Here is a 25,659-nt window from a genome sequence, read left to right on the forward strand (position 1 = left end):
ATCATGCCTCCTCAGCCTGGATTATCCCGTCCTCAGCGCAGATGTCGCTGTCGGGCGGGAGATTGGCGATCGCGAGCGCAATAATCAGAAAACGTCGGCCCAATTCGACGATGTTTTCCCGAGCGATCTCGTGGGAATCATAAAACAGTGAAATGGCGAGCCGTTCCGCCTCGGGGAACAGGCACAGCACCGTTTGGTGATTGCTGCCGCTGACGATATCCATCACGCGGCACTGAAACGGCAGCCGCGGATCCATCGCCGGTTTCGGCATGTTTTCGAACACGAACAGGCTGCCGAACGGCGAGGTGGGCACCCAATTCTCGTCGTATCGATTCAGTTCGGAAAAGGCGTATTTCTGCCGGAAGGTTTGTGAATCCGCAATGTCATCCAGCAGCTCATAAAGGGGGCGGCGGCGAATCGCCCGCAGCCGCAGCACCGGGCTTGCTACACACAGGCCAAACAGCGTCTGCACCTGCTCAATGTCGGCCGGGCGCTCGCTCATGGTCGTGCCGATGGCGATATCATCGCAAGCCAGCGCCTCGGCCAGCGCCAGCATCCAGGCCAGCTGCGTCAGTTGGTTGACCGTGATCCCCTGCCGCCGACAAAACGCGGTAAGGCGCGCCATCTGCGCGCTGGAGAATTCGTCGCCATGCTGACGCATCCGGCGCCCCTGCGGTACGAGCTGCGGTGCGGCAGTCAGCGGCAAGCGTTGATTGACCGGCGCATCCCGCAAATAGTCTGCCCAGAAGGCCCGCGCCTCAGGATCATTGCCGTGCGTGCGCACATGGGCGGCAAAAGGCTCGAATCGGTTAATCTCCAGCGCCGGCACCCTGCCCGCCAACAGGGCGAGGTAATCGTTGAACCACTGGCCGAACAAGACTCCCAGCGACCATCCATCAAACAGAATGTGGTTAAAGGTCTGCACCAGATAGTGCTCGTCCGCATGCAACCTGATGAGGCGCCAGCGAATCAACGGCGGCGCATCCAGCTCAAACGCGGTCTCCCTCTCCCGGGCCAGCAGCGCCTCCATCCGTTCCTCCAGAGAGGCTGGCGCGGTATCCGACCAATCGTCCATCGCGATTGGCGCCTGCAGCGTCTCGCAGATAAAGACGTTGGGCCGGCCGCGGCGGGTTTGATCGTCAAATCCGGCGCGCAGCATTTCAAACCGCTGCAGCGCCAGCGCCCATGCCTGATTCAACACCTCCGGCTGCAACGGCCCCGCGATCTCATAAACCGCCTGATCGATCTGATACTCGCGGTTGAGTCGGTTGAAATACATCAACTCTCGCTGGGTTACCGTGGCTTCGAAAACGGCGGCGAGGCGATGCTTTTGCTGCCAGCGATCCAATTCGGCGAGGCTGACGTCGGCATGGGGGAAGTCGCCCGGGCTGGCGAGACAAACGCCGTTGCCGGCTTCGTGGCAGCAGTGCTCGACCAGCGCCGACAGGCTGTCGACATAGTGCGACCCGATCCGCGACAGCGTTTCATGCGGCAGCAGACCTGACATGACGATGCTTAGCCGATCGTCGTGAACATAAAGCACCAGATCCAATACGTTGCCGCTGACCGGCATCGCGCCATTTTCCAAATCCGCCGTTTGGTCGATCAAGGCCCATAACGCGTCGTCGGCCTGCTCGTTGAACGCGCCGAGATAATTGAACGAAATGGCCGGCAGGCGGTGGCGCCGCAGGCAAGCCGGCACCTCATCGCCCGGCGCTGAAGCGTATTTCAGCGCCGAATAACCGATACCGTGGTCAGGCATCTTTCTCAGCCTGTCCTTGATGGCGCGCAGCGTGGTTTTTTGGCACTCGTGCGCGGTGATGCGCAAGGGCATCAAGGCGGTGAACCAGCCGACGGTACCCTCAAGCCGGATCTTATCGTCATTGATATCGCGGCCATGGTGTTCCAGCGTGAGGTAACTGTCCGCACTGCCGTGCCATGCCTGCAGCACCGGCGCCAGGGCCGCTAACAGCACTTCGCGCACCGAGGTGTTGTAGGCCTGGTGGCAACCGTCCATCAGCAGCGCGGTCAACGCCACATCGCACTCGAAGCGGCAAAATTCAGGGGCCTGCGTCACGCCGCTGAGCGTGGCGTAATCGGGCTGCCCGGCGATCATCGCCAGCCAGTAAGCGCATTGGTCTTGCCGGGTTGCCGCGTATTGCCTTAACCATTCTCCCCATTGGCGGTAGCTGGTGCCTTTTGCCGGCAGCGATTCCCCCTGATGCAACCGCTGCAGATCGCTGACGATGACGCGCCAGGAAACCACATCGACGATCAGATGATGAAACGCGCAGAACATCAGCGCGTAGCCGGGGGCGCGGCTGTCAAAGATGTAAACGAAGCGGCATATCGGCCCTGTCATCGGATCAAGCCCCGATTGCCATTGACGCAGCAGCTCGGCGCGGCTTTGGCGACAAAGCGCCAGGTCATAGTAGCCCCATGAAGGGCCGCCGTCGGCCGCTGACAGGTAGCGCTGCGACACGATGACGCCGGCGTCATCGACGCTAAAACGCGCGCGCAGCATGTCATGCTGATCCGCCAGCGCGGCCACCAGATCGGCGACCTGTTCGGCGGACATCGGCGGTACCCGCACCAAAAAAGTCTGGTTGAAGAAGGCGCTGCGATTCGGCGCCAGCTCACGGTACCAGCGCTGAATCGGCAGCAGCTCGAATTCGCCCTGCAGTTCGCCCTGTTCGTTGAGCGCGGTAACCGCGTCTTGCTGCCGCAGAATGCGCTGGGCCAGAGCCCGCGCATTTCTGGTTTCGAACACCGCACGCGAGTTGCTGTGGTAACCCGACTTGCTCAATTCACTGGTGAACACAATGCTTTGGATCGAATCGCCGCCCAATCGGAAAAAGTCGTCGTCAATGCCCACGGTCTCCACGCCAAGAATGTTCGACCACAGGGAACAAATCAGCGCCTCCAGCGGGTTCTCCGGCGCGGCATAACGCCCGCTTTGCGCAAATTGCGGCGCGGGCAAGGCCGAGCGATCCAACTTGCCGTTAACCGTCAGCGGTATCTCGTCAATCTCCACATAGCTGGACGGCACCATATAATCCGGCAAACGGCGTTCAAGCCGGGAGCGCAGCTCAGCAGGATCCCAGGCCACGCCCCGCGCCATCAGCAAATAGGCGGCAAGGCGCTTGCTCTCCCGATGGACGACATCCACCACTACGCCTTTCTCGACGCCCTCCAGGGCATTGATCGCATTTTCTATCTCGCTGAGTTCAATCCTGAATCCGCGAATTTTCACCTGGCAATCATTTCTGCCGAGATATTCCAGATTGCCGTCGCGCAGCCAACGCACCCGATCGCCGGTTTTGTATAGGCGCCGGCCGTGCAACTCGATGAAACTCGCCTGGGTTTGCTGCGGCTGGTTGAGATAACCGCGCGCCAGCGCCGAACCGCCGATATACAACTCGCCGGCCAAGCCCGGCGGCAGCGGTTGCCGCCAGCGATCCAGCACGTAGAGCTCACGCCCCGGTATCGCCCTGCCGATGGGAATGCTGCTGCGCGCTTCGTCCTGAGCGATAGCGTACATCGTGGTGAACGTGGTGCATTCGGTGGGGCCATAGCCATTGATGACCCACTGCGGACGGTGGGGTTGCCGCACCAGGCGCTGCATCAGCGTGGCGGTCAGCGCCTCCCCGCCCACCAGCAGATAGCGCAGCCCGGCAAACAGATCGGGGTTGCTGAGGTAGAGATGATCGAACAAGCTGCGCGTGGCCCAAAGAATCGACACCTGCTGCCGACGCAGCAGCGCTTCCAGCTGCGGCACATCGCCGGCGATATCTTCCGTGTCGCGGATGACCACCAGTTTGGCGCCGTTGAGCAAGGCGCCCCACACTTCGAACGTCGCCGCGTCGAACGCCGGGCTGGACAGGAACAACAAGACATCTTCGGGCGTGATCGCGATGCCAGACGCGGTCGCCAACCCGCACATCGCCTGCTGCTCGAGCATCACGCCTTTCGGCACTCCCGTCGACCCCGAGGTATAAATGATCGCGCCAAGCCGTTCGGCAGCGGTGACCACCGGCAGATTATGTCGTTCATGCGGCAGACGGCTCAGATCGCCCAGTGTCAGCACGGCCTGGGGATGCGGCATCATCGCCGCCAACGCTTCCGCCGCCGTCTGCATAGAGGGCCCGGCAATCACCAAGGCCGCCCGCGTTTCCTCAAGAATATGCCGAATACGCGCCTGAGGATAATGGCAGGAGATCGGCACATAGGCCGCGCCGGTTTTCAGCACCGCCAGCAGCGCCACGACCATTTCCAGGCTTTTTTCGCTGTACAAGGCGATCGGCGAGTCCGCCTGGGGCTCGGCCCCGGTCACCGACGCATAGCGAAGCACGATCTCGCGCGCCAGGCTGTTCGCCATGCCGTTCAACTCACGGTAGCTGACGCGCAGCCCCTCATACTCCAGCGCGATATTTTCCGGGTAGCGTTGCGCGATCGCTTCAAAACGGGCGCTGAGGGTCTCCCCTGGCAGCGGGAGACTCTCATTATCCGACGGTGACCTGTCGGCGGCGGGATAGAAGGCCATGTGGCTTAACGGGGCGTCAGGCGCGCTCATCGCCTGTTGCATCAGGCGAGTAAAATGCGCCGCGCAGTCGCGCATGTCTTCCTCGTCAAACATGCCCTGGCGAAAGCGCAACCGGAACTGCAACGCATCAATATCGGCCCGGTCTTCGTATTCCAGCGAGAGCGCCGCGCTGGCCATGTCGTGATTGGCTTCGAATAGCGGCCAGGTGACGCAATCGGCCAGCGGCAATGCCGCATCGCGCAAGTTGGTTTGGGCAAAGGAGATCGGCAACGCGCGGATCCCCAACGCCCGCACCACCTCTTGCGTGGGCAGCTGGTTAAAACGTTGGCGCGACTGCGGCGGCGCGGCGGTAATAAATGCCAGCGCCCGTCGATAAACGTCGGAAAAACTCGCGCCGTCACGCAAAGAGAGGGGCAACACGCTGGTGTTCACATGGCCGCCGAGCGCAAATTTTTGCCCCTTCTTTATCGACACCGGATAGCTGATGTAGACCGTTTCCTGATTGCCGCTGCGCGCCATCAAGATGCCCCACAGCACCAGCAACGCCAGGAAATCATTCACTCGCCGAATCCCCGAGGCCTGTTTCAGCGCTTTCCATTGCGCTTTGGGACAGTGGAAGCGCAGCTCGCCCGCTTCGTCTTCACGGCCGGCGCCGCTTCGCTCAAACGGTACCTCGAGCGCGCCCAAACTTTCCGCTTCGGCGCGCCAATGCGCCAGCGCCCCATCGGCGGCCAGTTGCTTCACCTCCTGTTGCAGTTGCCGGTTAACGGCGGCGATCTCGGCCGCCTCGACGCGCGTCGCCAGCCGTTGTTGGCGATAGTACTGGCTCACCAGGGTGAAAAACTCGTCGGAAGAGGCGCCGTCAATCACCAGATGATGGCCGACCAACGCCAAGGTATAGCGCCGCTCTCCCTCGGCGAATAGCGCCCAGCGATAAAGCGGCCCGCGGTAAATATCGAAGGGCCGGCGAATCACTTGCGTCAGCAGCGTACGGTCCGTGTAATGCTGCAACGGATGGATTGCGTCATTGCGGCGCCAATACAGCTCGCCATCCTGTTCATGAATATGGCTGTTCAGCAGAACATGATCTTGCACCAGCGCATTCAGCGCGGCTTGCAACCGGATGGGATCCAGCGCGCCCTCAATTCGCTGCAGCACCAATACGTTGTAATTGCAGCCTTCAGGATAGCGATCATATTCATCGATAAAAACTTTTGAGTAGGGTGATACAGGAATTTCTTCCATGACAAACACTCCATTTAGAATACACAAGCCCTGCTTAACGGCGATCCATGCGGCATACCCAAACCTCTTTCGGCATCAGATCGCTTATCTTTTGTGAGTAATAGCCGATAAGCATGTTGATGCGTTTTTCTGAAATGACCTCCGCCGCCTGAGCGCAAACTGACTTATAAAAAGCGAGGGGGATCATTACCTTGCAACGGCTATGCAGATGCCGACACACACCGATGGCCCAAGAAAAACACTCCCTGGAAGGGTTGGAAATATCCAAGAGTTCGGCACATTCATGAGAACAGCCAATCACGGCGTAGTGGCTGCCTTTGTTGATATAATGAATTTTATGGTACAGGGGGTGTTTTTCAATATACTCAAAGGCGCGGCGATCTTTTTCCCGCCCTAAATTATTGATGAAGCTTGCCTGCTGTGCGAGCCCACTTTCAGCAAAACGAAATGCCATAAACTTGTCAGGCTTTAAGGTTAATTCGACATAAGGATAGATTTGGGTATTGGTTGTTAAATACTTTCTAAATATTTTTTCGTAAACCCGGATCTTCCTGTCATCGGAAAAGCAGATATCCGCCGCCACATCCGACCGTCTGGCCTGCAGGAAAAAGTCTTTCAATACGGTGGAGGACTTTACCTGACGATGGATGCCAAGATCGCCAAGCATATTGACATTGACATTAACACCGTTGATCTTAAAGGGATAAAAGCTGGAAACGAACATCCCGAGATAACGCTCCCGATCCTTGTAGAATATGCCCGTCTTCTCCCTTGGCGCATCACAATGCGGATCGAGCAGATGCTTCCAGTGCAGGAAACGCTCCCCGCCCAGATCTCTGCCATAAAGGTCCTGCAATAATTTGAAATGATTTTTGGAAACCGTTTCCCTTACAAAACCAGCCATGTTTTATCTCCCTATAAAACCGATTCCATGCCAGGCGGCAACCATGAACGATCGCCGCCCGCGCCGGTAAAAATACCGAATCAGATCGTCACTTCCCCCCTCTCCATTAACAAGAGTCGCTGTGCATTTTTAACCAGCGCAAGAATTCAATATTGTTATCGATATTCAGTTTTCTCATCGCAGAGCGTTTATGAATGCTGACCGTTTTCGGGCTGATGCCGAGCAACATCGCAGTTTGATTTTGCGAGTATCCCAGATGAATCAGACGGCACACCTTCCCTTCGCTAAAGGTCAACTGGGTGCGGCAACGCGGGCAATAGCTTGAAACCAAACTGTTTTTCTTGCGATAGCAAGACATGACCTTATCCACGATCGCCGCCACGCCGTCTTTGCGCGTAATGCTTCCGGCCTCTAGATTGCAATGGATTTTTGGAAAAATCGTTTTATGCTCAAGTATTGAAAAATAGAGCGGAATAGAAGAAAAATTGCCCTGCAAAAGCTGGGTATGGCAAAAATTGATGGACACCCGCTTATCCGGTGCCCGAAATATAATGTTGGCCCGTTCCTCTCCCGTGATCTTGGCCTTGACACCATTCTGGAGAAAACCCTCTTGCAAGGCGAGCCCCAACCCAAGCTTGAAAAATTGATTTTGATCGACGATAGCAATATTGACGCGCTCCATAAACAAACCTCCCTTTTGACTACGCTTGCCCACTCTCCTTACTGCAATATGATTGCTGTGATTATTTTTTAGTTTTGAGATGCTTTTTAATAAAAAAGCGTTATATGCGATACGGAAACGTCTTCGCCTCGCAAAAAGTGTATTTTATATATAATGATATAAACTCATCAGCCCTGGCGAGCACACAAAAGCAAGACGCGGGGAAGCACCGCGTTTTACAAGGTAATGGGTTACCGTAAGTTATATTTATAGTGCATCATTGCCATCGGCAGCACGGTGCCAAGTGCTTTCTCTGATAAGTTAATTTTACTCCAAGAGCGCAATATATCCAGATAAATATCGAAAAAAAACATAATATAGAACATAACACGGCTCTGTATTGATTGTTAAGAGCATCCGATTATGTATTAGGATTTTACTTAGAAGAAAGGTGGCATAATGCTTTATCTCGAGATGTACCTTTACCCCGACAAGCCATATTAAAAAACCCTATAACCATATTAATCCTATTGTAAAAAAAATGCATAAAGAAAAGCTACACTTTATGACGATAAGTGATTCCAAAAAAAATGCGTTGATGGGTTGAAAAAAAGCGAACGCATCGTCCGCGGATATAAGAGAATCCAGGCAGGGACAGAGATTATTCAGCGATGTGACGAAAAACAAGAAGAACGCAATCGGCGTTGCCGATGCGGATCATTGTTTATATCTTTTTTAACCTCACCAGTTTTTTAGCCTCCAGGCAGGCGATCAGCCCGAGGTGATCTTTTTTTAACTGCTTATGACTTCCGATGGGGAGAATCAGTTTCACCGTTTGCAACTTACCGTGATTATTATAGATATCAAAGACAATCACCGGCGGACCATACCCCTGGATCAGGCAGTCTAAAAATCGCAGAGCGGCGCAGCCCAAGCGGCTTCTGGCCTCGGTGACAATTTTTTCCGCCAGATCTTCATAGCGGAAAGGCCTTTCCGGTGTCGTCAAAACCTTCATAAACTCCCCTTCGGATATAGGTCATTCAGATTGAAAATAAAAACCGGCATCCCTCATTCAGCACAAACGGGGGAGACGAAAATCAGGCTTCGGCAATATATACTCTAACGATACGAAATTAAAATAACAAACAACAGAATAGTATAAAAAACAGTAATACTTCTGTTGAAAAAAAGACCTGATTTGCAATAATGAAATTGCCTGAAGTAAAGGGCTAACTGAAAAAGGAGTTTCAATCATGAAAGAATTATCCGCAATTGAAATTGAACAAGTGAACGGTGCTGGTTTTTTTGGTGACGTAGGGACACTGATTGGCAGTGCAGTGGGAACCGGTATTGATACCATTTCCGCGATTGCCGGTGTTAACCCGGATGCCAAAACCGTTGTCGGCACCATCGGTAAAGGTATTGGTCTGGCCGTCGATGCGCTGATCTCCAGCGGATTGCAGATCATTTCAAAACTGTAATAACGCATTTTCATCCCTTCCTATTTTTTAATTCGTTTCACTTTAAGCACCTTAGCGGGTGCTTTTTTTTACCTCAAAGAATCAAAAAAGATAAAAGGTCAGAAAAAGCATCATCCAAAAAAACAGGCTGGGGACCACCACAATAAAAAAGCCCATGCGTTTGTTGGCATTTCTTAACATCCATTCGTTGATCATCTCACTTCTCCTTGTGAATACCAGGGGGCATTTCGGCCCCCCGGTAAATTACCCACCGAGTCGCAGATTACAGTTTCGGCACTTTGGAAAAGAAGTCCGCCATTTCGTGCGGGAACCCTTTCGCAATCGCCGGGCGAAGATCGTCCATAGAAACATTAAAATCTTTCGGCTGTTCGCCCGTTTGCATTTTTTGGTGTGCGTTCACATTCGACTGCAACCCATTAAAAATGCCCTTCATATTGCCGAACATATCATCGCAAGATTTTGTCACGTTACTCATGACCGACTTGGCCGCATCCGGCCCCGACATTTGAATATTGCTGACGCCTTGCATAAACGGCTGGCTCAGCGACGATTGGGAGTTGGTGCCCAAATTGCCGCCGGCCTTCATGGTTTCTAAAATTTTGGCTGGATCTAACATGTTTATCACCTCTTTACGGTTGTGTTTACATCGCTTTCGGGCACGAGAATCCTCGCAACGCCCGTGACCAAAGTGGGAAATCTTTCATCGTCGAGCGCAGTTCCAGTTTGAGCACGCCCACCACCGAAGACATCGACATCGTCAGCTCTCGCCTGTCGCTGGAAAGCGGCACGGGATTGCTGGCGTCGAACATCCGGAATAGGGCCCAGGGCCCGTCGAAACTGGCGACCTGGATCTGGCCGGTGCCGGTGCGGAAGGTCAGCCGAACATAGCTGCCGCCTTTCGGGCCGGGCCAGTCGATACGCGTGGGTTGGCTAAAACCATGGCTGTAGTTAATCACCTGCCCATCGATGTCCAGGGTCGCTTCCGTGATGGTCGGCGTCAGGGACAGCGGCCTGATGAACATGGAAAACGAGAGTTTGTCGCCGGCGGTGAAGAAGGTGTCGCGAATCAAACGGGCATTTTCAAATGCGCCGAGCGTGCTCGCATTGACGATCCCCTCAGACCCCGGTTTGGCATTCCATTTCTGCGCGTTGACATCCACGTAAGCGGCCAGGTTTTCATCGAAGAACTGCTGCATGGCGCCGTTCTGCCCAAACATGCGCGAGAAGTCCTCGATGCCGACCTCCGCTCTGGCGTTGCGCGAGAACGGATAGCGCCCGCTGATGCTGCCCTTGCACAGCCCGGAAGCCAGCGATGAAGCCCCTTTGCTCAGGTTCTTCTGGCTCTGCTGGATCGTTTGGCTGTCGCCGACCTGCAACAGATCCATCATGACGCTGCGCACCGGTTCCGGCTGACGCGCCGCATCCAGCTGCAGCCGCTTCAGCGTGCCGCCGGCGGGCACCACCTGGCCACCGCGCAATGAGGTGGAGAGCGTGGTCAGCTGGCTGTACAGCGCTTCGAAACTGCGGCTCAGCGGATCGTTGCTGGCGTTGGTGGTCTGCAACAGCTGATACCCCAGGCGGCGAAGCAGCTCAAAACGGTCTTCCACCGCGCGTTCCGGCGTGAGACGAAAACGCGCACGCTCGCCGGAAATCTCGCCGAGGATGTCACGCCGCTGCTGTTCAATACGATTGCGCTGGCGATCGAACCAGCTCGCCGCATCGCCCTGGTTGGTGCCGGTCATGCTGGTTTCACGCGCGGCGAAACGCACCAGGTTGGCCAGCGGGGATGAAGGATCGGACAGCTGGCGCGCCAATATCGCCGCATCCTCCAGCCCGTTGACCGGCCGGGCGCGCACGTCGCGCATAAAGGCATCCCATTTATCGGCATACTCGATGAGGTAAAGCTTCCTCGCCTCGTCGGCCAGCTTCTGCGCCGAGGCCAGCGAGTTCACCGCGTTTTTCCCTTCCGCGCTGTCGCGCAGCACCCAGGACTCTTCTTCGATCATGTCTTTGGCGGCGTCATCGAGCTGCGCCAGGAAAACATCACGGTAGCTGGCGCGGGTATAGAACCCCGGCACGGCGGTATCGGTGACCGTCGCCTGGCTCTTGCGGCGCAGCATCAATGACACGTTCGGCCCCGCGGCATCGGCCAACGAAATGTCGTTGATCGCCGCCGGTAGCGGTTTCTCTTCGATGCGGCGCACCACCCTGACCTGCATCGGAATATTCATCGCTTTCACCCGCGCCAGGCGCAGCAGATCACCGTTCATTTTCATGACCGGCGCATTCGGCAGAGAGAACATTTCCCGCAGGTGGTAAGCGAAAATGCCTTTGTTCATGTCGGTGTAGCCCTGCGGCATGAAGCTATCCCAGCGCGTCATGAACCAGTCGACCAGCGCCTCGGCGGAACGGTGCGAGGGTTCGCCCATCATCAGATACACTTTCAGCGTGCCGTAGACGTCCTTATTGGACGCCGAAACGTCATTCTTGAGTTCGTCCGCGATATAGTTTTCCACCGCCGGCCAGAAAATCTGCAGCAAATGGCGTTGATAGGTCTTTTGCGCCGCGCTGTTGATCAGCTTGTGCTCGAAATAGGGATTCGGCACCGGCGAAACCTCGCCGCCCAGCTGCGCGTTCATGTATCCCAACTGCTCATAGGCGGCGATGACATCGTCGCTGACGCGGTTCGTGACCGGTATTTCGCGCACGATGCGCTTCGTTTCGTCAAAACGCGCCGCAATGTAAGAGATGTAATCGCTCTCCCACAGGTAACGCATCGCCAGCAGGTTAAAAGAGACCGCCAGCAGCACCAGCACCAGCACATAGCGGCCCAGGGAACTCATGCGGCTGCCGAGCGGCCTGGCGTGAGAAGACTGCTGCAGCACCCCGCGCTCCTGCCTGGCGTAATTCAGCTCTGGGTGGTAAATGCGCCCGGTGGGACGGGCTTCATAGATATCCGCCGCTTCCGCGTTATAAATCGCGCCCTGCGGCGGCAAGGCGATGGTGCTGCCCAGCCATACCTGTTGCAAATGGCAGGCGTAGCCCACCGGCGTTTGCGGGAAAATCTGCTCCAGCAGCGAATACAGCGGGTTGCCCAGCGATCCCAACGACTCGGTGAAGAACAGCAGCTGTTGGCGGTTCTGGCCATCCGGCGCATCGTGCAGCAGTTCGAGCACGTGATGGCTGACGCGCGCCACCATCTCCCGGTAGAGATCTTCATACTGCTCGAACGGGGTTTCGCCCTGTTCGGCCCGGTTCAGACTGAACCCCATCCCTTTTTGCAACAGGTCGTCGCCCAGCATCGACAGGAAGGTCTCGCCGCCGACCAGTTGATCGAGGTGGCTGATGGTAAGATAGACCGGCAGCTCGCAGCGGAACCATGAGGCCATTTCCAGCAGGCGCACGCGCAGCGCATCGGCGACGGATTTTCTTTCCGTCAGCGAGGCATGCAGCAGCCAGCGTGCATCCAGGCACAGCATGATGCCGTCGATGCCCGGATGGCGGCGGTGGCGCCTGATCAGTTTGAACAGGGTATCGCGCGCCCTGGCGCCGTCTTCGCCAAGACCGTTCAGCTGCAGCCATTCACCGGAGGTGTCCACATACACCGAGTTCTCCGCCAGCCACCAGTTGCAATCCTGGGTCGGCCCGACGTCCACGGTCTGCTGCAGGCCGTAGTGTTCAGCCAGCAAGAAACGTTCGCCGCTTTCGCCGATCAGCGAGGTTTTGCCGCTGCCCGGCGGCCCAATGACGAGGAACCAGGGCTTTTCGCTGATATAACGGCGCGTCAGGCGGTATTTGAAACGCTGCCAGGGGGTGCGCTGCTTCGACGTGCCGACGTATTGCAAGGTGCGCAAGGCGTCGTAAAAACGTGAGGTCACGCGATCTCGCTGCGCGGTTTTTCTTTTAGCCGGGGCCGGCGCCCGCGCGTGGCGGAACACCCAGGATAAAAACGTCGCCACGAACGGCCACAGCGCCCAGCACAGGATCAGGGCGATGATGATGCCTCTGACCCAAACCGACAGCAGCGGCCGGTAGGTGCCGATGGCGATCAGCGGCCCAATCCACCACACCACCGCACACAGCAGCAAGGCAATCACCAATATGAATGATCTACGTATCATATAATTTCCTTATTATCTCTACGCCGACGGATGTCTTAGTTATCCTCGGGGACCTCGGCGGCTACCCCTGCCTGATTCAACGTGGCAGACGGTGAAGCCATCTCCCTCTCGCCGATTTTCCAAAGGATGTCCACCCGGCGGTTGCGGCGGCGCCCTTCTTCCGTCGCGTTGTCGTCCAGCGGCTCCTGATCGCCCTTGCCGACCGACGTCACGGTGCGGTTGTATTTACTGTTGGCCAATGATTCCCGCAGCTTGTCGGCCACCGTCTGCGCGCGGGCTTCAGACAGTTTCAGGTTGGAGTTGTTGGAGGTGTTGCGATACGGTTTGTTGTCGGTATGCCCGATCACCTCCAGATCGCCTGGCCACGGCGCCAGCGCTTCCCCCAGACGCTCAATGTTGCGTTTCTTTTTAAACTCTTCCGACAGCTTCGACTGCCCGGTGGCAAAGGCGCCGTCGGAGGTGAAGATCAGCAGCCAGCCGCGCGGATCGGCGCGCACCTCCAGCCACCCTTCGCTGAGGATTTGCGGCAGCGGCTGCGGCAGCGTCTCCATAATGTTGATTTTGCGCGGCTGCGGCGGCGTCCAGGCCAGAATGGCGTTGCGCAGCGCGCGGGACTGGTCATGCAGATACCAGGCGGCCGAGGCATACGCCAGCAGCGCTATCGCCAGGCCGTAGCACAGCAGTTTGAGCGGCGTGATACGGGTGGCCTTGCGCACCACTTTGCTCGGTTCGGCATCGGCCAGCGTCTGCGTCGGATTCTGGCTGTACAGATAACCGTCAAGGCGATTGCGCACGTCGGCCAACAGCACCGCGCCGCGCTCCATCACGTGGAACTGCCCCTCAAACCCCAGCGACAGGATCAGATCGTAAAACGCCAGGATCTCCTTGTTGCGCGGCGAGGCGGCCAGATACTCTTGCAGGTGCTCGAAGCATTTTTCCCCACCCCAGGCATCGCGATAAAACTCCACCAGCAGGCTGAGGTTCAGTTCCCCGGACTCCAGCGTGCTCATGCAACACTCGTCCACGTAGGAACACAGCAGATAGGCCAGCTTGTCCACATCGCCCGGCGCAACGTGATCTGCCAGCAACGTCTGCTGGAATTGTTGAATCTCCCGCACGATCTGCGCACGCACCGCCGCCGGGTTCAGCTGCTTCTGATCGCGCACCCGCTCCACCTGCAGCAATACCGGAATGGCGGCGGCGATCAGCGGGTTGTCCCAGTGGCCCATCATCACCCCGGGCTTGCTCAGCGCGGCGCGGCCAAACAGCCCGCTCGAGGTCGGCGCCGCATCGGCCTGGCGATCGCCAGGCGCGGGTTCGGCGCTTTCCGGGGCGGCGGTTTCCGCTTCATACGCCGGATGTTCGGGGGGCGCCGCCACGCCGGCGCTTCCCGGCCGCAGCTTGGCCGCCAGCGCCCGCGCGCCGAAGGACAGCGCGGCGATTTCCGCCGTGGTTTTGCCCACCGTGCCGGACGTGGGGAGACGCGGGTTCGCGTTGTTGCGCGTTACCGCCATCGCCTCGCGGATTTTCCTCTCGAATTCGTTCATCCCACCCTCCCTTGCCTTAATCCCCAGACGTCAAAACGCAGGTCCGGGAAATCACCCACGATGCTGAGCGCCATCGCCGAGCCGCCCATCATTTCCTTGTAAATCGGGTCGGCATGATCCACCTCGAAGTAGATGCTGTTCGGGTAATACGGTATGTGCCGCGGCGGCGAAGCCATCGGCAGCAAGCGAGCGCCCGGTAATTGGAGATCGATCAGCTGAATGATTTTCTCGACCGGCCCCAGCTTGACCTGCGCGGGGAAATACGAGCGCAGATGCTCGATGGACAAACCGCAGCTGACGGCAAACACCAGTTTTTCCAGCCGCAGCTGCGAGTCGTTCGGGCACAGGTAGATGCTGTCGCCGCGATCGATAAACGGCAGCGCCACCGCCGGCGCTTCGATCACCAGCGACAGCGCGCGGCGAATCGAGGCGAACAGCTGGAAATAGCAGTTGTGCGGTTCATCGTGCAGATATACCAAGTCGGCCCGGTCCCAGAGCCGCTCGCCGCCGGGAATGATGCTGAGCCGCCCCAACAGGCTCAGCAGCGTGTCGAACAGGGTTTCTGGATGCACCTGCGGGCTGGCCAACAGTTGGCTGATGCGCAAATTGAACTCGCTCAAGGTTTGCAGCAGCAGCAATTCCAACAGCTCGGACAGCCCGCCGATCGTCATGTGCACGTCCGGGCGGAACACCGACTCCAGACGCTGGCTGATCAGCCCAAGCAATTCGGTGGTGAACGCGGGCAGCCAGCCGATGGCGCGGAAATCCAGCATCGGCGGCAGGGCGCGCTCATCCAGCAGCACCCGACGATCGCTGGTGAGTTCGCGCACGAAGCCGACCGGCAGCACGCTTTCCGCGCTGCTGACCGCATCTTCCAGACTTAGCCGCGTCACCAGGCTCCCCAGCTGCATCGTGCACACGCGTGGCGTTCCCTCCAGGCTGACCCCGTGGTTGCGATCCGGCACGTCGGCGTCCATGGTGCGAAAACGGCTGCTTTTCCGCTCATCCTGGATAAGATCGATCTGGGCATTGCCGGCAATGTCCATCAGCACGGACAGGCACACCACTTTCCCCTGGCAGCCCTCTCCCAGCACCAGCGGCGGCGGCAGCGGAATATCCTCAGGCATGCTGAACGCCGTGCCGTCGGGGAAAACGCCCTTGGCTTTCTTGAGCGCAAACTTGCCCTGCTCCAATAGTCCGTTGTCGATTTCCAGCGTCAGGAACCCCCAGGTAAAGGTTTCGACGCTGCGCAAGCGCGCTTCAATCAAGTGCTCGAAAAAACGTTCCTGCTGCTGGAAATGCTGCGGTTCCATCAACATGCCTTCTACCCAGGCGACGCGTTGTTTAGGTAACATGTCATTCATCCATTTTGTCGTTAGTCACTATGCTGAGTGACGTCATCCCCACCATCACCTTCATTTGCGAATCAGCCTGCGCGGGCGATTTTTGCTCGGCGAGCGGCAATACCCCGCTGATTTGCTGAAATTCCGCCCCCACGACGACCCATCGCTCTTGCCCCGCCGGCACCTCGAAGCGATAACGCAGCGTCTCCCTCGGTTGCAAAATGCTCTGGTGCCGGCTCAGCGCCCCTTCCGACGGCGCCGTCTCGCGGCAAGGGGCACCATCGCCAATACCGTCGGGCATCCACCCCGAGCGATTGGTTTCGATGACGCACACCTTGACCGGCTGCGCCTCCCCGGCCGCATTCGGGTTCACGTTGTCGTTCGCGGTCACCTCGACGTCGATAAACCGCAATCGACGCCCCGCATCCGCAGCTTCGTCGTGAGAAAACCAGCTGCACCCGCTCAGCATCCCCACCGCCAACAGTCCCCCTGCTGCGATCCCCCGGAGCGTTTTCACCATGCTGAACTCCTATGCATTAACGAAACATTTGGTCTGGCTCGGCGCGACCTGAGTGGCGACCATGTTGTTGTTGTTCGTCGTGCTGGAATCACCTAACCGCGTGACCGGCATGCCGCCGGTGAAATACTTCCCCGACCCCTGCATCGGCTGCATCTGCGCCGAATGCGTCCCCGAGGCGGCGCCGATCACCCCGCCCGAATCGACGGTGGCCACGCGAATGCTGCCGATGTTCTGTTCATTGCCGCCGCAAAGGAAATAGTTAGGCACGTTCGGTATGCCGGTATTGTTGGGCGCGGTATTCGGGCCCGGCGCCGGGATCATCGGGTCACAGCCGGCGAAGCTGATCCCGGCCGTGTTGTTGTTGGCTGCGGTCATGATGGCTTACCCCATATGTATCTGGCCGCCGTCGATCTTCAGCACCGCCGAAGACTTCAGGGAACCAATTTCACTGTTGATGACGAGGGATTGTCGGGCATCCTGAATGATGTGCTTCGCCAGCACCTCGTCGGTTTCCTCCACCCGCCGGCTTGCGTGCTTGCTGCGCACAAACAGGCGTTGAGAGATTTGGTGCAGCGTTTCGGCGACCCAGCGGCTGCTGCGCGTCAGCAGCGTGAAGTGCGGGCTGCGCAACGTCAGCCGCTTGCCGCCTTGCAGTTCGATCTCCGGCGCCACGATGCGCAAGTTGGCGCAGCGGCTGTCCAGCGTCATGACGGCGTTCGCCTGCTGGCGCGACAGGATCTCGGTAATGACCAATTTGTCGCCGTCGACGATGACGCAAACGCGATCGCCCGCCAGCGGCTGAACCAGGCAGCTGGTGGCGACCGCCAGGCAGTGGGCGCGCATGCCATCGACATACAGGCCGCCATTGGCGTCCGCCGCCAGCGTCACCACCTTGCGCCCCCCTTGTTCGGCAAGCGGAGCGCTGCGCACCAACTGCAAAGGCGTTACCCTGGCGTTGGCATAGACCTTCTGATGCTCTCTTCTGGACTTATACATATCTGCTTACTCCTGTTGGCCGTTGATAAGACGGTTGCCGCGGTCCCGGTTGTTGATGCGCATACCAGGCGTCGATCGCACTCAAGAACGGATCGGCGGTAAGCGGCACATTTTCGGCGCGATGACGCTTCGCCCCATGCAGGCGGGCGCTCTGTTGCTGGGCGGCGGTCAACGGCTGTTCCATCAGGTTCGCTTCCCGCATCTCGGCCTGCTCCATGTTGGCCAGCGCCAGATCGCACGCCCTGAACTCCGCCTGCGTCAGCCTGGCGCGCCCCCAGTGGGCGCCGTTCATCGCGCATTCGCTGAACCGGGCCTTCTGCGCCTGCGCCAGGGTCAGCGTCGCACGCTCGAAATCGCAGCGCAGCGCCTGCACTTCGGCAAAGATCGCCGACGTCAGATCGCTGTCGGCGAACGAGCACCCTTCCAGCTCGCTGCGGTGAAAGCTGGCGCCCTGCAGCCGCAGCTGGGCCAGGTTGCAGCCCGACAGGCGGCAGGTGAACCAGATGCGCGCCTGCCCCTCGATCGTCTGCCAGCTGCATTTCTCCAGCCGGCAGCTCCCCATGATGTGGCGTTCGAGGGTCGATGCCTGCCACAGGCACTGCGTGAGTTGGCAGGCATACCAGTTGGCGTCCTGAATGATGTCCTGTTGGAACATCAGGTTGGTCAGGATGCTGGACTGCACGGCCAGGTGCCCCAGGCTGCTACGCTCGACTTCCGCCCCGTTGACCTCGCACTGGATCAAACTGCAGTCGTCCAGCAGACAGTCGCCGATGTAGCCCCCCCGCAGCGTGGTGTCGTTGCACGCCAGATTGCACAGCAGCCCCCGTTGCAGCGTCAGGTTGTCAAACCGGCATTCGTTGAACGACAGGCGCAGCAAGCTGCCGCCGACCACGTTGACCTGGTTCAGGGTGCAGCCCTCAAAGCGCACCGCCCGTAAATCGCATCCTTCAAACGTGACGCGCTCGAAATGGCAGTCGATGAAAAAACAGTCGCTCAGCGTCAGCCCTTTCAGCTCGCGATCGTGGAAGCGCCGCTTTTTGAAGGTTCGCGGCAGGGGCGGCGTCTGCGACACCGCCTGAGCGACCTCCAGCTCAATCACCTCGGTGTCAGGCAGGGCCTGCTGAATCACGCGGCTTTCAGTTTTCATGCGCATAGTCCCCCTGAATAATTCTGCGCGGCACCCAGCACGCGCGCTCCAGCAAACACCCGCTGAAACGGGTGCCGGCGTCCTGCCAGGTCATCGCCAGATTCGCCGCCGCCAGGTTGCACTGCTCAAATCCCGCATCGCGCAAATCGGCGTTATAAAACATGGCTTGCTGGGCGCTGCTGTTTTGCCAGCGGGCGTGCGTCAGCACGCTGTCTTTAAACCGCACGCCGGCCATGTCGCAGCCGACGATCGCGCAAGCCGTCAGGTCGGCCTCGTCGAAATTGCATTCGGTGAAAACGCTGTACTGCAGCTGACACCTCTCCATACGCGCCGCTTTCAGCCCCACTTTGGTGAAGCAGCAGTCGCTGAACACGCCGTGGGAGAAATTCACCTGCATCCCCGCCGTCATGCTCTCGATTCGGCAACGTTCGAAGCGCACGCCGCGCCAATTGCCGCCAAGCAACGAGTTCTTGGTTAACGCCATATCCAGCGCCACCGCCCCCTCGACCAGGCAGCGGTTGAAGACGCAGGCGTCCAGCTCCCCTTGCAGGAATTGCGTGCGGATCAGCGTCGAGCCGTTGAACATGCCGTTGCCAATCGCCCCGCGCTCAAAGCGGCTCGCGGTGAAATCTCCCCGCTCGAAGACGCAGTAATCCAGCCTCACGCCCTCGGCCCGCATGCCTTGCCCCTGCGGCTCTTCCAGCGTCACTTTTTCGAGCACCGCCTCCTGCCATACGCTTTCCGCCATCAGCGGCTTTTGCAGGGTGCATGACACCATGCGGATCCGGCGCAGCGCCGCCTGCGTCAGGTTGACCGCATCAAAAACGCAGTTTTCGAAGGTGCAGTTCTCCAAAACGGCCTGTGAAAAATCGCAGCGCTCAAAACGGCATTGCAGAAAATGCTTGTCCGACAGCGCAGGGCTGCGCAATCCGGTGAAGGTTTTCCCTTCCACGGTCGCGCTAGCGGGGAAAAACGCGTCGTTGCCGTCTTCGGCAGGCAGATCCGGCAAATCGGGCAACGTCACGGGGGCGGGCTCCGCCGCCGTCTGTTGCTGGTGCAAGGCAATCGCCTCGCGAATGCGTTGATAGAAAACGGCGGAGTCGCCCAAAGACATGGGCGACGGATCGTAACGCAGATCGCTGGGGTGATCCGACGCCGCCTGGATGACGTTCAGCCCCATCTCCGCCGGCATCAGATCCGGATCGAACAGGAACTCGAAAGGCGAAGCGTCGTCGTCGCTGCGTTTATGGTGCACCTGCCGGAAATAATCGAACGGGCGCGGCGCGTCGCAACGATCCAACGCCAGCATCAGGGACTCGATGGATTCGTCCAGAAGATGCGTCAGCGGCGCATTGCCGGTGAAAATAATCAGCGCCATGTCGCTGTCGGGCAGGAACCACAGCGTTTTTCGCTGCAGTTCGATTTCCTCGAGGCCTTCGCTATCGTGGCGGCGTATGAATGCCCGCCCGCGCACCGCCGGCAGCTCGCCGCGAATCGCCTGGCTCTGCGCACCGACGCCCTGCAGTTCGAAGGGCACCCTATCCGGCCACGCCGCTTCCGGCAGCCACTGTGCCGGCGGCGCCATCTGGTAATAGCGCCGATCGATATCGGCCGGCAGCCCGGGAAACGCCTTCTCCAGGTAGGCCTTGCTCGCGATCTGGCCCGCCACCTTATCGATATGCGCCTTGCGCAGCGCAAACTCGTGCGGCACCGGCGCCGGCGCCGCCAGCGGGGAACGCTCCTGTGCAGAACCCTCGGCGGACAAGGTCATCAGCAGCGGCCGCAGCCCATCATTGCAGCCGCGCCCCACCGGGTTCTCCTTGCTGTCTTTACCGCCCCAGGCCGAGGTGTGGTCCAGCGGCACGCTGAGGAACGGCTCCGCCCCCATCGCGCCGCGTCGTCCCTCGCCCTCCACCCGCCAACGGCGCTTAAGCCCGCCGATGTCGGCGCTGACGTCCAGCGTTTTTACCGGCTGCCCGACGCCGGCATGGCCGGCGATCAGGTATTCGGCGAACGGCTTCGGCTCAGCAACGTCCAACACCGGCAGACTGAGCGGCGCACGCTTCCACGCCTCCCAGATTTCGGCTTCGTTCACGAAGTGTTCCGGTCGGGACAGGTAGCATCCGGCCACGACGCTGATGCCGAGCCGGCTGTCTGCGCCGATCTGGTAACCCCCTTTAATCACTACCAATTGCTGTGGCCGTATGATTCTCATTGCCGCGCCTCGTTAGTTTTTGCTTTGCATCCCGACTTTTTTCAAATCGACGCCGGTCTCGGACAGTGACGCGCCGGTGTAGCTGATGGACACCCCCGTCGTGCTGGTGCTGCTGCCGGTATTGCTGACGCTGCTGCCGGTATTGCTGACGCTGCTGCCGGTGCTGCTGACGCTGCTGCCGGTGGTGCCGACGCTGCTGCCGGTGGTGCTCACGCTGCTGCCTGTGGTGCTGATGCTGCTGCCGGTGGTGCTGGTCGACGAGCCGGTGGTGCTGATGCTGCAGCCGGTGGTGCTGGTCGATGAGCCGGTGGTGCTCACGCTCACGCCGGTAAAGCTGGTGCTGCTGCCGGTCTGGCTGGTGCTGACCGTGGTGTAGCTGTTGCTTTCGCCGGTCATGCTGTTGCTGATGCTGGTAAAGGAGTTGCTTTCGCCGGTCATCGAGTTGGAGACGCCGGTGCAGCTGGTGCTCTGCCCGGTAAATGACGTGCTCAATCCGGTGAACGACGTGCTGACGCCGGTAAACGAGGTGCTGACGCCGGTGAACGAGGTGCTCACGCCGGTGAACGAGGTGCTCACGCCGGTGGCGCTGAGGCTGACGCCGGTCAGCGAGGCGCTGACGCCAGTGATGGACGCGCTAAACCCGGTGATGCTGAAGACGTAATCCTTGTAAGAAACGTGGTTGGTGAACCAGTCAGTAAAGGTGCGGCGGATGATGTCGAACTTGTCCATCCCCACCTCGGTGGCCTGGTTGCGCTCGACCGTGGTTTGCAGATCGCGTTCGGCGTGCAGCATGACGCGTTCGTTGTTGCGGTTGTCGTCGAAGGTCAGCTGGCTGGCATGCTGCGGTTTGCCGAAGCGCAGCGAACGCGACACCATCCCCGAGTAGTTGATGTATTCAGGCAGTTGATAAGGCGGCGGGTTATCGCCGTTATAAACGATACCTGTCACCATCGGGCGATCGAGATCGCCGTCGACATAGGTCACCAACACTTCCTGGCCGACGCGCGGCATGGCGATCACCCCCCAGCCTTTCCCCGCCCAGGCCTGCACCACGCGGATCCAGCACGAGCTGTCTTCCTCGGTGGTTTTGTAGCGATCCCAGTGGAAGTGCACGCGAATGCGCGCAAACTTGTCGGTATGCACTTCGGAATTGGGCGCGCCGACCACGGTGGCGCTCTGGATGCCCGGCATCTGCGGCTTGGGCGTCTCGCGTAGCGGGCGGAACGCCACGTCGTCGTTCAAGGCGTTGAAACGGCAGGTCACGTTGCGGCCGTCGCTGCTGCTGTCGGGGCCATCTTGCACGAACACATAGTCGCAGCGGGTCAGTTTGAAACGGCGGTTGCGGTTGGCATCCGGGTGCAAAATCAAGGAGAAGTCCTTGCCGGCCATCAACCCGACGGCGTTGCTCTCGCCAAACAGCAGGTGGCCGTCGCTTTGCATTTCTTCCAGGCGCAAACGCGCCAGATTCTCGCCGCGTTCGGTATCCACATAGCCCGCAGCGTAGTCGTACCACTCCAGCGGCGTGTTCTGCAGGCCGAGGCGGCTCTCTTCCACCTTGGTTTGCAGGTTCTTGCGCGGGTTCTGGAAGTCGAAGTCGCGCAGCACAATTTCATTCGGACGCACTTTGCGGGAACGCTGGATGCGCTGGATCCCTTCGCGGATGGCGCGGTTTTCTTCGCTGTCCGGCATGAACGGCAACACGGCGTAACCGAAATCCAGATCGTCGAAATCCTGCCGGTCGGTGATCACCAGCGTGTGCTTATCCTCGGCGTGATCGAAGTAATACCAGATGCCTTCGTCTTCCAGCAGGCGGCTGATAAACGCGAAATCCGTTTCGGAAAATTGCACGCAATACTCACGCGTCGGATAGGTGCCTTGAATATCCAGACGGTAGTCGGCAAAGCCATAGCGAGAGAAAATTTGCTCGATGATGTCGAGCACGTTCAGATCCTGGAAAATACGGCTGTTGCGGTTCTGCATCAAAAACCACAGCCAGGTGCTCAGCTCCAGTTTGTACACGAACTTATCCTGATGCTGCCCCGCATCGGACGCGCCGATCACGTAAGCGTAGAAAGGCCGCGAGCCGAAATCCGGCCTTTCTATCTGGATGCGGATCCCTTCACCCAGCAAGGATTCATAATCCACGTCCGCCTGTTCGCATTCGAATTCGAGCGAATATTGCGAGTTGCTCGACAACCCTTCTTGGGTGGTGAAGCTGAGTGGAAACGCATTTAATTCGGCTAACACCGGGTTATCAATTTCGATTAAAGGCATAACAACCTCTCTGATCCGATATCGAACCCCGCCCCGCGTTTGCGGGCCGGCGGTAAATTAAAAATCAGTCGAAATAAACACTTAAGCTATCGTTCTCGACCATGAGTTGGATATTCTGCAGTTCCTGTCCCGTCCGTTTGCGCTGCAGCACTTCATTGCTGATCGGCGGCAAGATCGCCTGCTGCAGCAGCGACTCGACCGCTCTTCCGCGCGATGGATGGGCGCTGATGCGTTTGGCGATCCAACCTGGGATGTCGCCCTCCAGCACCAGCGACACGCCCACTTCTTTGCGCAAACGCTGCTGTAAACGTGAAATCTGTTTGGTGGCGATATGGGTTATCGCTTCGGTGGAAAGCGGCACGTAGGGAATGACGTTCATGCGCGCCAACAGCGCCGCCGGGAAGAAGCGCGCCAGCACGTCGTGCAGCATCGGCCGCAGCGCTTCGGTTTTCAGATCCGGCGTTTCCGCCAGCGTCGCTTCTATTTCGCCGGCGCCGATATTGCTCGTCATTAAAATGAAACACTGGCGGAAGCTGATCATGCGGCCCTCACCGTCTTCCATCACGCCCTTGTCGAAGACTTGATAAAACGCCTCGTGGATATCGGGATGCGCCTTGTCGAATTCGTCGAGCAAGACGATGGAATAAGGTTTGCGGCGCACCGCCTCCGTCAACTTGCCGCCCTTGCCGTAGCCGACATAGCCCGGCGGCGCCCCCTTCAGCGTGGAGACGGTGTGCGACTCTTGAAACTCGCTCATATTGAAGACGATCAGGTTATGCGCGCCGCCGTACATCGCCTCCGCCAGGGCGAACGCGGTCTCCGTTTTGCCGACGCCGCTCGGGCCGGACAGCATGAAAACGCCCAACGGCCGATCGTGCGCCTGGATACCGGCGCGGGAGATCCTCACCGCCTGCGCGATTTCATCGATCGCCGTCTGCTGGCCGAATATCTGGCGGCTCAGCAGTTGGTTGAGATTGAGCGCATTGTCCAGATCGCTTTGCAGCATGCGGCCGGTGGGGATGCCGGTCCAATCCGACAGCACCTCCGCCACGACGCGATCGTCCACCCACGGATACACCAGCGGCAGGCCGCCGTCCTGCAGCTCGCCCAACTCGGTAGCCAGCTGCGGCAAACGATCCGGCGACTGCTGCTCTGCATCGAGCAAGGTGGTGACGGCCTGCTGCTCCTGCGCCTGCCGCTGACGCAGCGCATCCAGCTCTCCCTCCATCTCGCTGAGCGTCTGCTGCAATTCGCTGATGCGGGTGAGCGCCAGATCGTCGAATTTGCTTTCTTCCTGCAGGCCGTGCATTTCGGTACGCTTCACCGCCAGCCCGGCCTCGAGCGACTCGATTTTTTCAGGCTGCGCATGCCGGCTCAGCGCCACCCGCGCGCAGGCGGTGTCCAGCAGGCTGATGGCCTTATCCGGCAGCTGCCGCGACGGCAGATGGCGCAGCGACAAATGCACCGCCGCCTGCAGCGCCGACTCGCGGATCTTGACGCTGTGGTGCTGCGCAAAATGCGGGGCGATGGCGCGCATCATGTTCACCGCATTCTCTTCGTCCGGCTCTGAAACCAGCACGTACTGGAAACGGCGCGTCAGCGCGGCATCCGGCTCGATGAACTGTTTGTATTCCGACCAGGTGGTCGCCGCCACCATGCGCAGCGCGCCCCTGGCCAGCATCGGTTTCAACAGGTTGACGGCGTCGCCGGTGCCCGCCTGCCCGCCGGCGCCCACCAGCGTATGCGCCTCGTCACAGAACAAAATCACCGGCACGGCCGAATGCGCAATGGCGTCGATCAGCGCTTTCAGGCGCGATTCGAATTCGCCCCGCATGCTTGCCCCAGCCTGCATGCGCCCGAGATCCAAAGACAGCAGCCGGGCGCCCTGCAGCAGCGGCGGCACCTGCCCTTGGGCTATCTTGCAGGCCAGCGCTTCCGCCACCGCCGTTTTGCCGACCCCGGCTTCGCCCACCAAAATCGGGTTGTTCTGCCGACGGCGCAGCAAAATGTCGATCACCTGGCGCAGCTCCGCTTCGCGGCCAATCACCGGGTCGATTTCACCGTCGCGCGCCTGACGAGTCAGGTCCGCACACCATTTATCGAGTATCTCGACCGTCTCGGGCGCATCCGGCGCCTCGCCGAGCGCGCCGTAGCTTTCTTCTTCCTCCTCCTCGTGTTCGACAGACTCCGCCAGAATCACCGGGTAGTCGTCGAACAGCTGCGGGATCGGCAGCTTTTTAAACTCTTCGCTCAGCCGGTACAGGCTGCGCTGCAACGTGGGATCCTGCAAAATGCCGACCAGGATATGGATGGTGCGCACGCCGCCGGACGGCGTTTCGGCGAGCTGGCTCATCAGCAGCCCTCTTTCCACCACCGTTTCCAGCTGCGTCGACAGATCCACCACCGCATTCGTCCGGTTTGGCAAGGTATGGAGAATGCGATCCAACGCATCGCTGACGCGCTGAATATTGATCGCGTAGTGCGCCAGGATCAGCGGCAAGTCGCCGCGTTCTTTGTCCACCAGAACTTTCAGCCAGTGTTCAAGCTCCACGTATTCGTGCCTGAAGGTCCGGCACAGCTTGGTGGCTTCAACGAAGGACTGATAAGCAAAGTGGCCCAATCGCGAAAAAAGACGTTCTCGTTGATACACCTTAAATTTCCT

16 protein-coding genes are annotated in these 25,659 nt (G+C 59.1%); 1 reads left to right on the plus strand and 15 read right to left on the minus strand.

The window, feature by feature from the left end; translation table 11 throughout:
• Position 1 precedes the first annotated feature (1 nt).
• From C3F38_RS18470 to C3F38_RS18485, 4 genes are all read right to left on the minus strand, one after another.
• The gene (locus C3F38_RS18470) at positions 2-5,788 is read right to left on the minus strand and encodes a non-ribosomal peptide synthetase (RefSeq protein WP_055316467.1); all 5,787 of its coding nucleotides are present in this window, start codon (positions 5,786-5,788) and stop codon (positions 2-4) included.
• A 34-nt stretch (positions 5,789-5,822) separates the two neighbouring features.
• The gene (locus tag C3F38_RS18475; RefSeq protein WP_038872265.1) at positions 5,823-6,692 is read right to left on the minus strand and encodes a hypothetical protein; all 870 of its coding nucleotides are present in this window, start codon (positions 6,690-6,692) and stop codon (positions 5,823-5,825) included.
• Positions 6,693-6,798: 106 nt separating this feature from the next.
• Positions 6,799-7,374 carry a LuxR family transcriptional regulator gene (locus C3F38_RS18480; protein ID WP_038872267.1) on the minus strand — a complete coding sequence of 192 codons (576 nt, stop codon included), beginning with the start codon at positions 7,372-7,374 and terminating at the stop codon, positions 6,799-6,801.
• Between the two features lie 703 nt (positions 7,375-8,077).
• The gene (locus C3F38_RS18485; protein WP_038872271.1) at positions 8,078-8,368 is read right to left on the minus strand and encodes a hypothetical protein; all 291 of its coding nucleotides are present in this window, start codon (positions 8,366-8,368) and stop codon (positions 8,078-8,080) included.
• Between the two features lie 238 nt (positions 8,369-8,606).
• Between C3F38_RS18485 and C3F38_RS18490 the strand changes: the two genes are divergently transcribed.
• A complete protein-coding gene (locus tag C3F38_RS18490) occupies positions 8,607-8,834 on the plus strand; it encodes a hypothetical protein (protein WP_019453435.1) in 228 nt (75 codons plus the stop codon).
• A 262-nt stretch (positions 8,835-9,096) separates the two neighbouring features.
• Here C3F38_RS18490 and C3F38_RS18495 read toward each other — a convergent pair whose 3' ends face one another.
• The 11 genes from C3F38_RS18495 to tssH all read right to left on the minus strand — a co-directional run bounded on the left by C3F38_RS18495 (position 9,097) and on the right by tssH (position 25,647).
• Positions 9,097-9,450, minus strand: coding sequence for a DUF6277 family protein (locus C3F38_RS18495; protein WP_004935323.1), 354 nt, complete (start codon positions 9,448-9,450; stop codon positions 9,097-9,099).
• A 25-nt stretch (positions 9,451-9,475) separates the two neighbouring features.
• Entirely contained in the window at positions 9,476-12,955 is a 3,480-nt protein-coding gene (tssM, locus tag C3F38_RS18500) for a type VI secretion system membrane subunit TssM (RefSeq protein ID WP_048234389.1), read from the minus strand.
• A 35-nt stretch (positions 12,956-12,990) separates the two neighbouring features.
• Positions 12,991-14,502, minus strand: a complete 1,512-nt coding sequence (gene icmH, locus C3F38_RS18505; RefSeq protein ID WP_038872280.1) for a type IVB secretion system protein IcmH/DotU — start codon at positions 14,500-14,502, stop codon at positions 12,991-12,993.
• Positions 14,499-15,857: a type VI secretion system baseplate subunit TssK gene (gene tssK / locus C3F38_RS18510; protein ID WP_038872282.1), complete on the minus strand. Its 1,359-nt coding sequence runs from the start codon at positions 15,855-15,857 to the stop codon at positions 14,499-14,501. The genes icmH and tssK overlap by 4 nt, the downstream gene beginning before the upstream one ends.
• A 1-nt stretch (position 15,858) precedes the next feature.
• Positions 15,859-16,365: a type VI secretion lipoprotein TssJ gene (locus C3F38_RS18515; RefSeq protein ID WP_038872284.1), complete on the minus strand. Its 507-nt coding sequence runs from the start codon at positions 16,363-16,365 to the stop codon at positions 15,859-15,861.
• 9 nt (positions 16,366-16,374) lie between these two features.
• Positions 16,375-16,740 carry a PAAR-like domain-containing protein gene (locus tag C3F38_RS18520; protein WP_038872288.1) on the minus strand — a complete coding sequence of 122 codons (366 nt, stop codon included), beginning with the start codon at positions 16,738-16,740 and terminating at the stop codon, positions 16,375-16,377.
• 6 nt (positions 16,741-16,746) lie between these two features.
• On the minus strand, positions 16,747-17,361 hold the full coding sequence (locus C3F38_RS18525; protein ID WP_038872289.1) for a DUF3540 domain-containing protein: 615 nt from the start codon (positions 17,359-17,361) through the stop codon (positions 16,747-16,749).
• Positions 17,354-18,508, minus strand: coding sequence for a pentapeptide repeat-containing protein (locus C3F38_RS18530; protein WP_223294888.1), 1,155 nt, complete (start codon positions 18,506-18,508; stop codon positions 17,354-17,356). Before C3F38_RS18530 ends, C3F38_RS18525 begins: the two co-directional genes overlap by 8 nt.
• Positions 18,498-20,723, minus strand: a complete 2,226-nt coding sequence (locus tag C3F38_RS18535; protein ID WP_055317103.1) for a DUF2169 domain-containing protein — start codon at positions 20,721-20,723, stop codon at positions 18,498-18,500. Before C3F38_RS18535 ends, C3F38_RS18530 begins: the two co-directional genes overlap by 11 nt.
• A gap of 12 nt (positions 20,724-20,735) precedes the next feature.
• Complete coding sequence (vgrG, locus tag C3F38_RS18540; RefSeq protein WP_038872296.1) at positions 20,736-22,997, minus strand: type VI secretion system tip protein VgrG; 2,262 nt, start codon at positions 22,995-22,997, stop codon at positions 20,736-20,738.
• Between the two features lie 64 nt (positions 22,998-23,061).
• A complete protein-coding gene (gene tssH, locus C3F38_RS18545; protein ID WP_038872299.1) occupies positions 23,062-25,647 on the minus strand; it encodes a type VI secretion system ATPase TssH in 2,586 nt (861 codons plus the stop codon).
• Between the last annotated feature and the right edge of the window lie 12 nt (positions 25,648-25,659).

Source organism: Serratia sp. SSNIH1 (assembly GCF_002935055.1).
In the GTDB taxonomy this organism is placed as follows: Bacteria; Pseudomonadota; Gammaproteobacteria; order Enterobacterales; family Enterobacteriaceae; genus Serratia; species Serratia nevei.

Excerpts from the sequence above, each read along its gene's own strand:
- C3F38_RS18470 (WP_055316467.1), bottom strand. The coding sequence starts at position 5,788 with ATGGAAGAAATTCCTGTATCACCCTACTCAAAAGTTTTTATCGATGAA.
- C3F38_RS18475 (WP_038872265.1), bottom strand. The coding sequence starts at position 6,692 with ATGGCTGGTTTTGTAAGGGAAACGGTTTCCAAAAATCATTTCAAATTA.
- C3F38_RS18480 (WP_038872267.1), bottom strand. The coding sequence starts at position 7,374 with ATGGAGCGCGTCAATATTGCTATCGTCGATCAAAATCAATTTTTCAAG.
- C3F38_RS18485 (WP_038872271.1), bottom strand. The coding sequence starts at position 8,368 with ATGAAGGTTTTGACGACACCGGAAAGGCCTTTCCGCTATGAAGATCTG.
- C3F38_RS18490 (WP_019453435.1), top strand. The coding sequence starts at position 8,607 with ATGAAAGAATTATCCGCAATTGAAATTGAACAAGTGAACGGTGCTGGT.
- C3F38_RS18495 (WP_004935323.1), bottom strand. The coding sequence starts at position 9,450 with ATGTTAGATCCAGCCAAAATTTTAGAAACCATGAAGGCCGGCGGCAAT.
- tssM (WP_048234389.1), bottom strand. The coding sequence starts at position 12,955 with ATGATACGTAGATCATTCATATTGGTGATTGCCTTGCTGCTGTGTGCG.
- icmH (WP_038872280.1), bottom strand. The coding sequence starts at position 14,502 with ATGAACGAATTCGAGAGGAAAATCCGCGAGGCGATGGCGGTAACGCGC.
- tssK (WP_038872282.1), bottom strand. The coding sequence starts at position 15,857 with ATGTTACCTAAACAACGCGTCGCCTGGGTAGAAGGCATGTTGATGGAA.
- C3F38_RS18515 (WP_038872284.1), bottom strand. The coding sequence starts at position 16,365 with ATGGTGAAAACGCTCCGGGGGATCGCAGCAGGGGGACTGTTGGCGGTG.
- C3F38_RS18520 (WP_038872288.1), bottom strand. The coding sequence starts at position 16,740 with ATGACCGCAGCCAACAACAACACGGCCGGGATCAGCTTCGCCGGCTGT.
- C3F38_RS18525 (WP_038872289.1), bottom strand. The coding sequence starts at position 17,361 with ATGTATAAGTCCAGAAGAGAGCATCAGAAGGTCTATGCCAACGCCAGG.
- C3F38_RS18530 (WP_223294888.1), bottom strand. The coding sequence starts at position 18,508 with ATGAAAACTGAAAGCCGCGTGATTCAGCAGGCCCTGCCTGACACCGAG.
- C3F38_RS18535 (WP_055317103.1), bottom strand. The coding sequence starts at position 20,723 with ATGAGAATCATACGGCCACAGCAATTGGTAGTGATTAAAGGGGGTTAC.
- vgrG (WP_038872296.1), bottom strand. The coding sequence starts at position 22,997 with ATGCCTTTAATCGAAATTGATAACCCGGTGTTAGCCGAATTAAATGCG.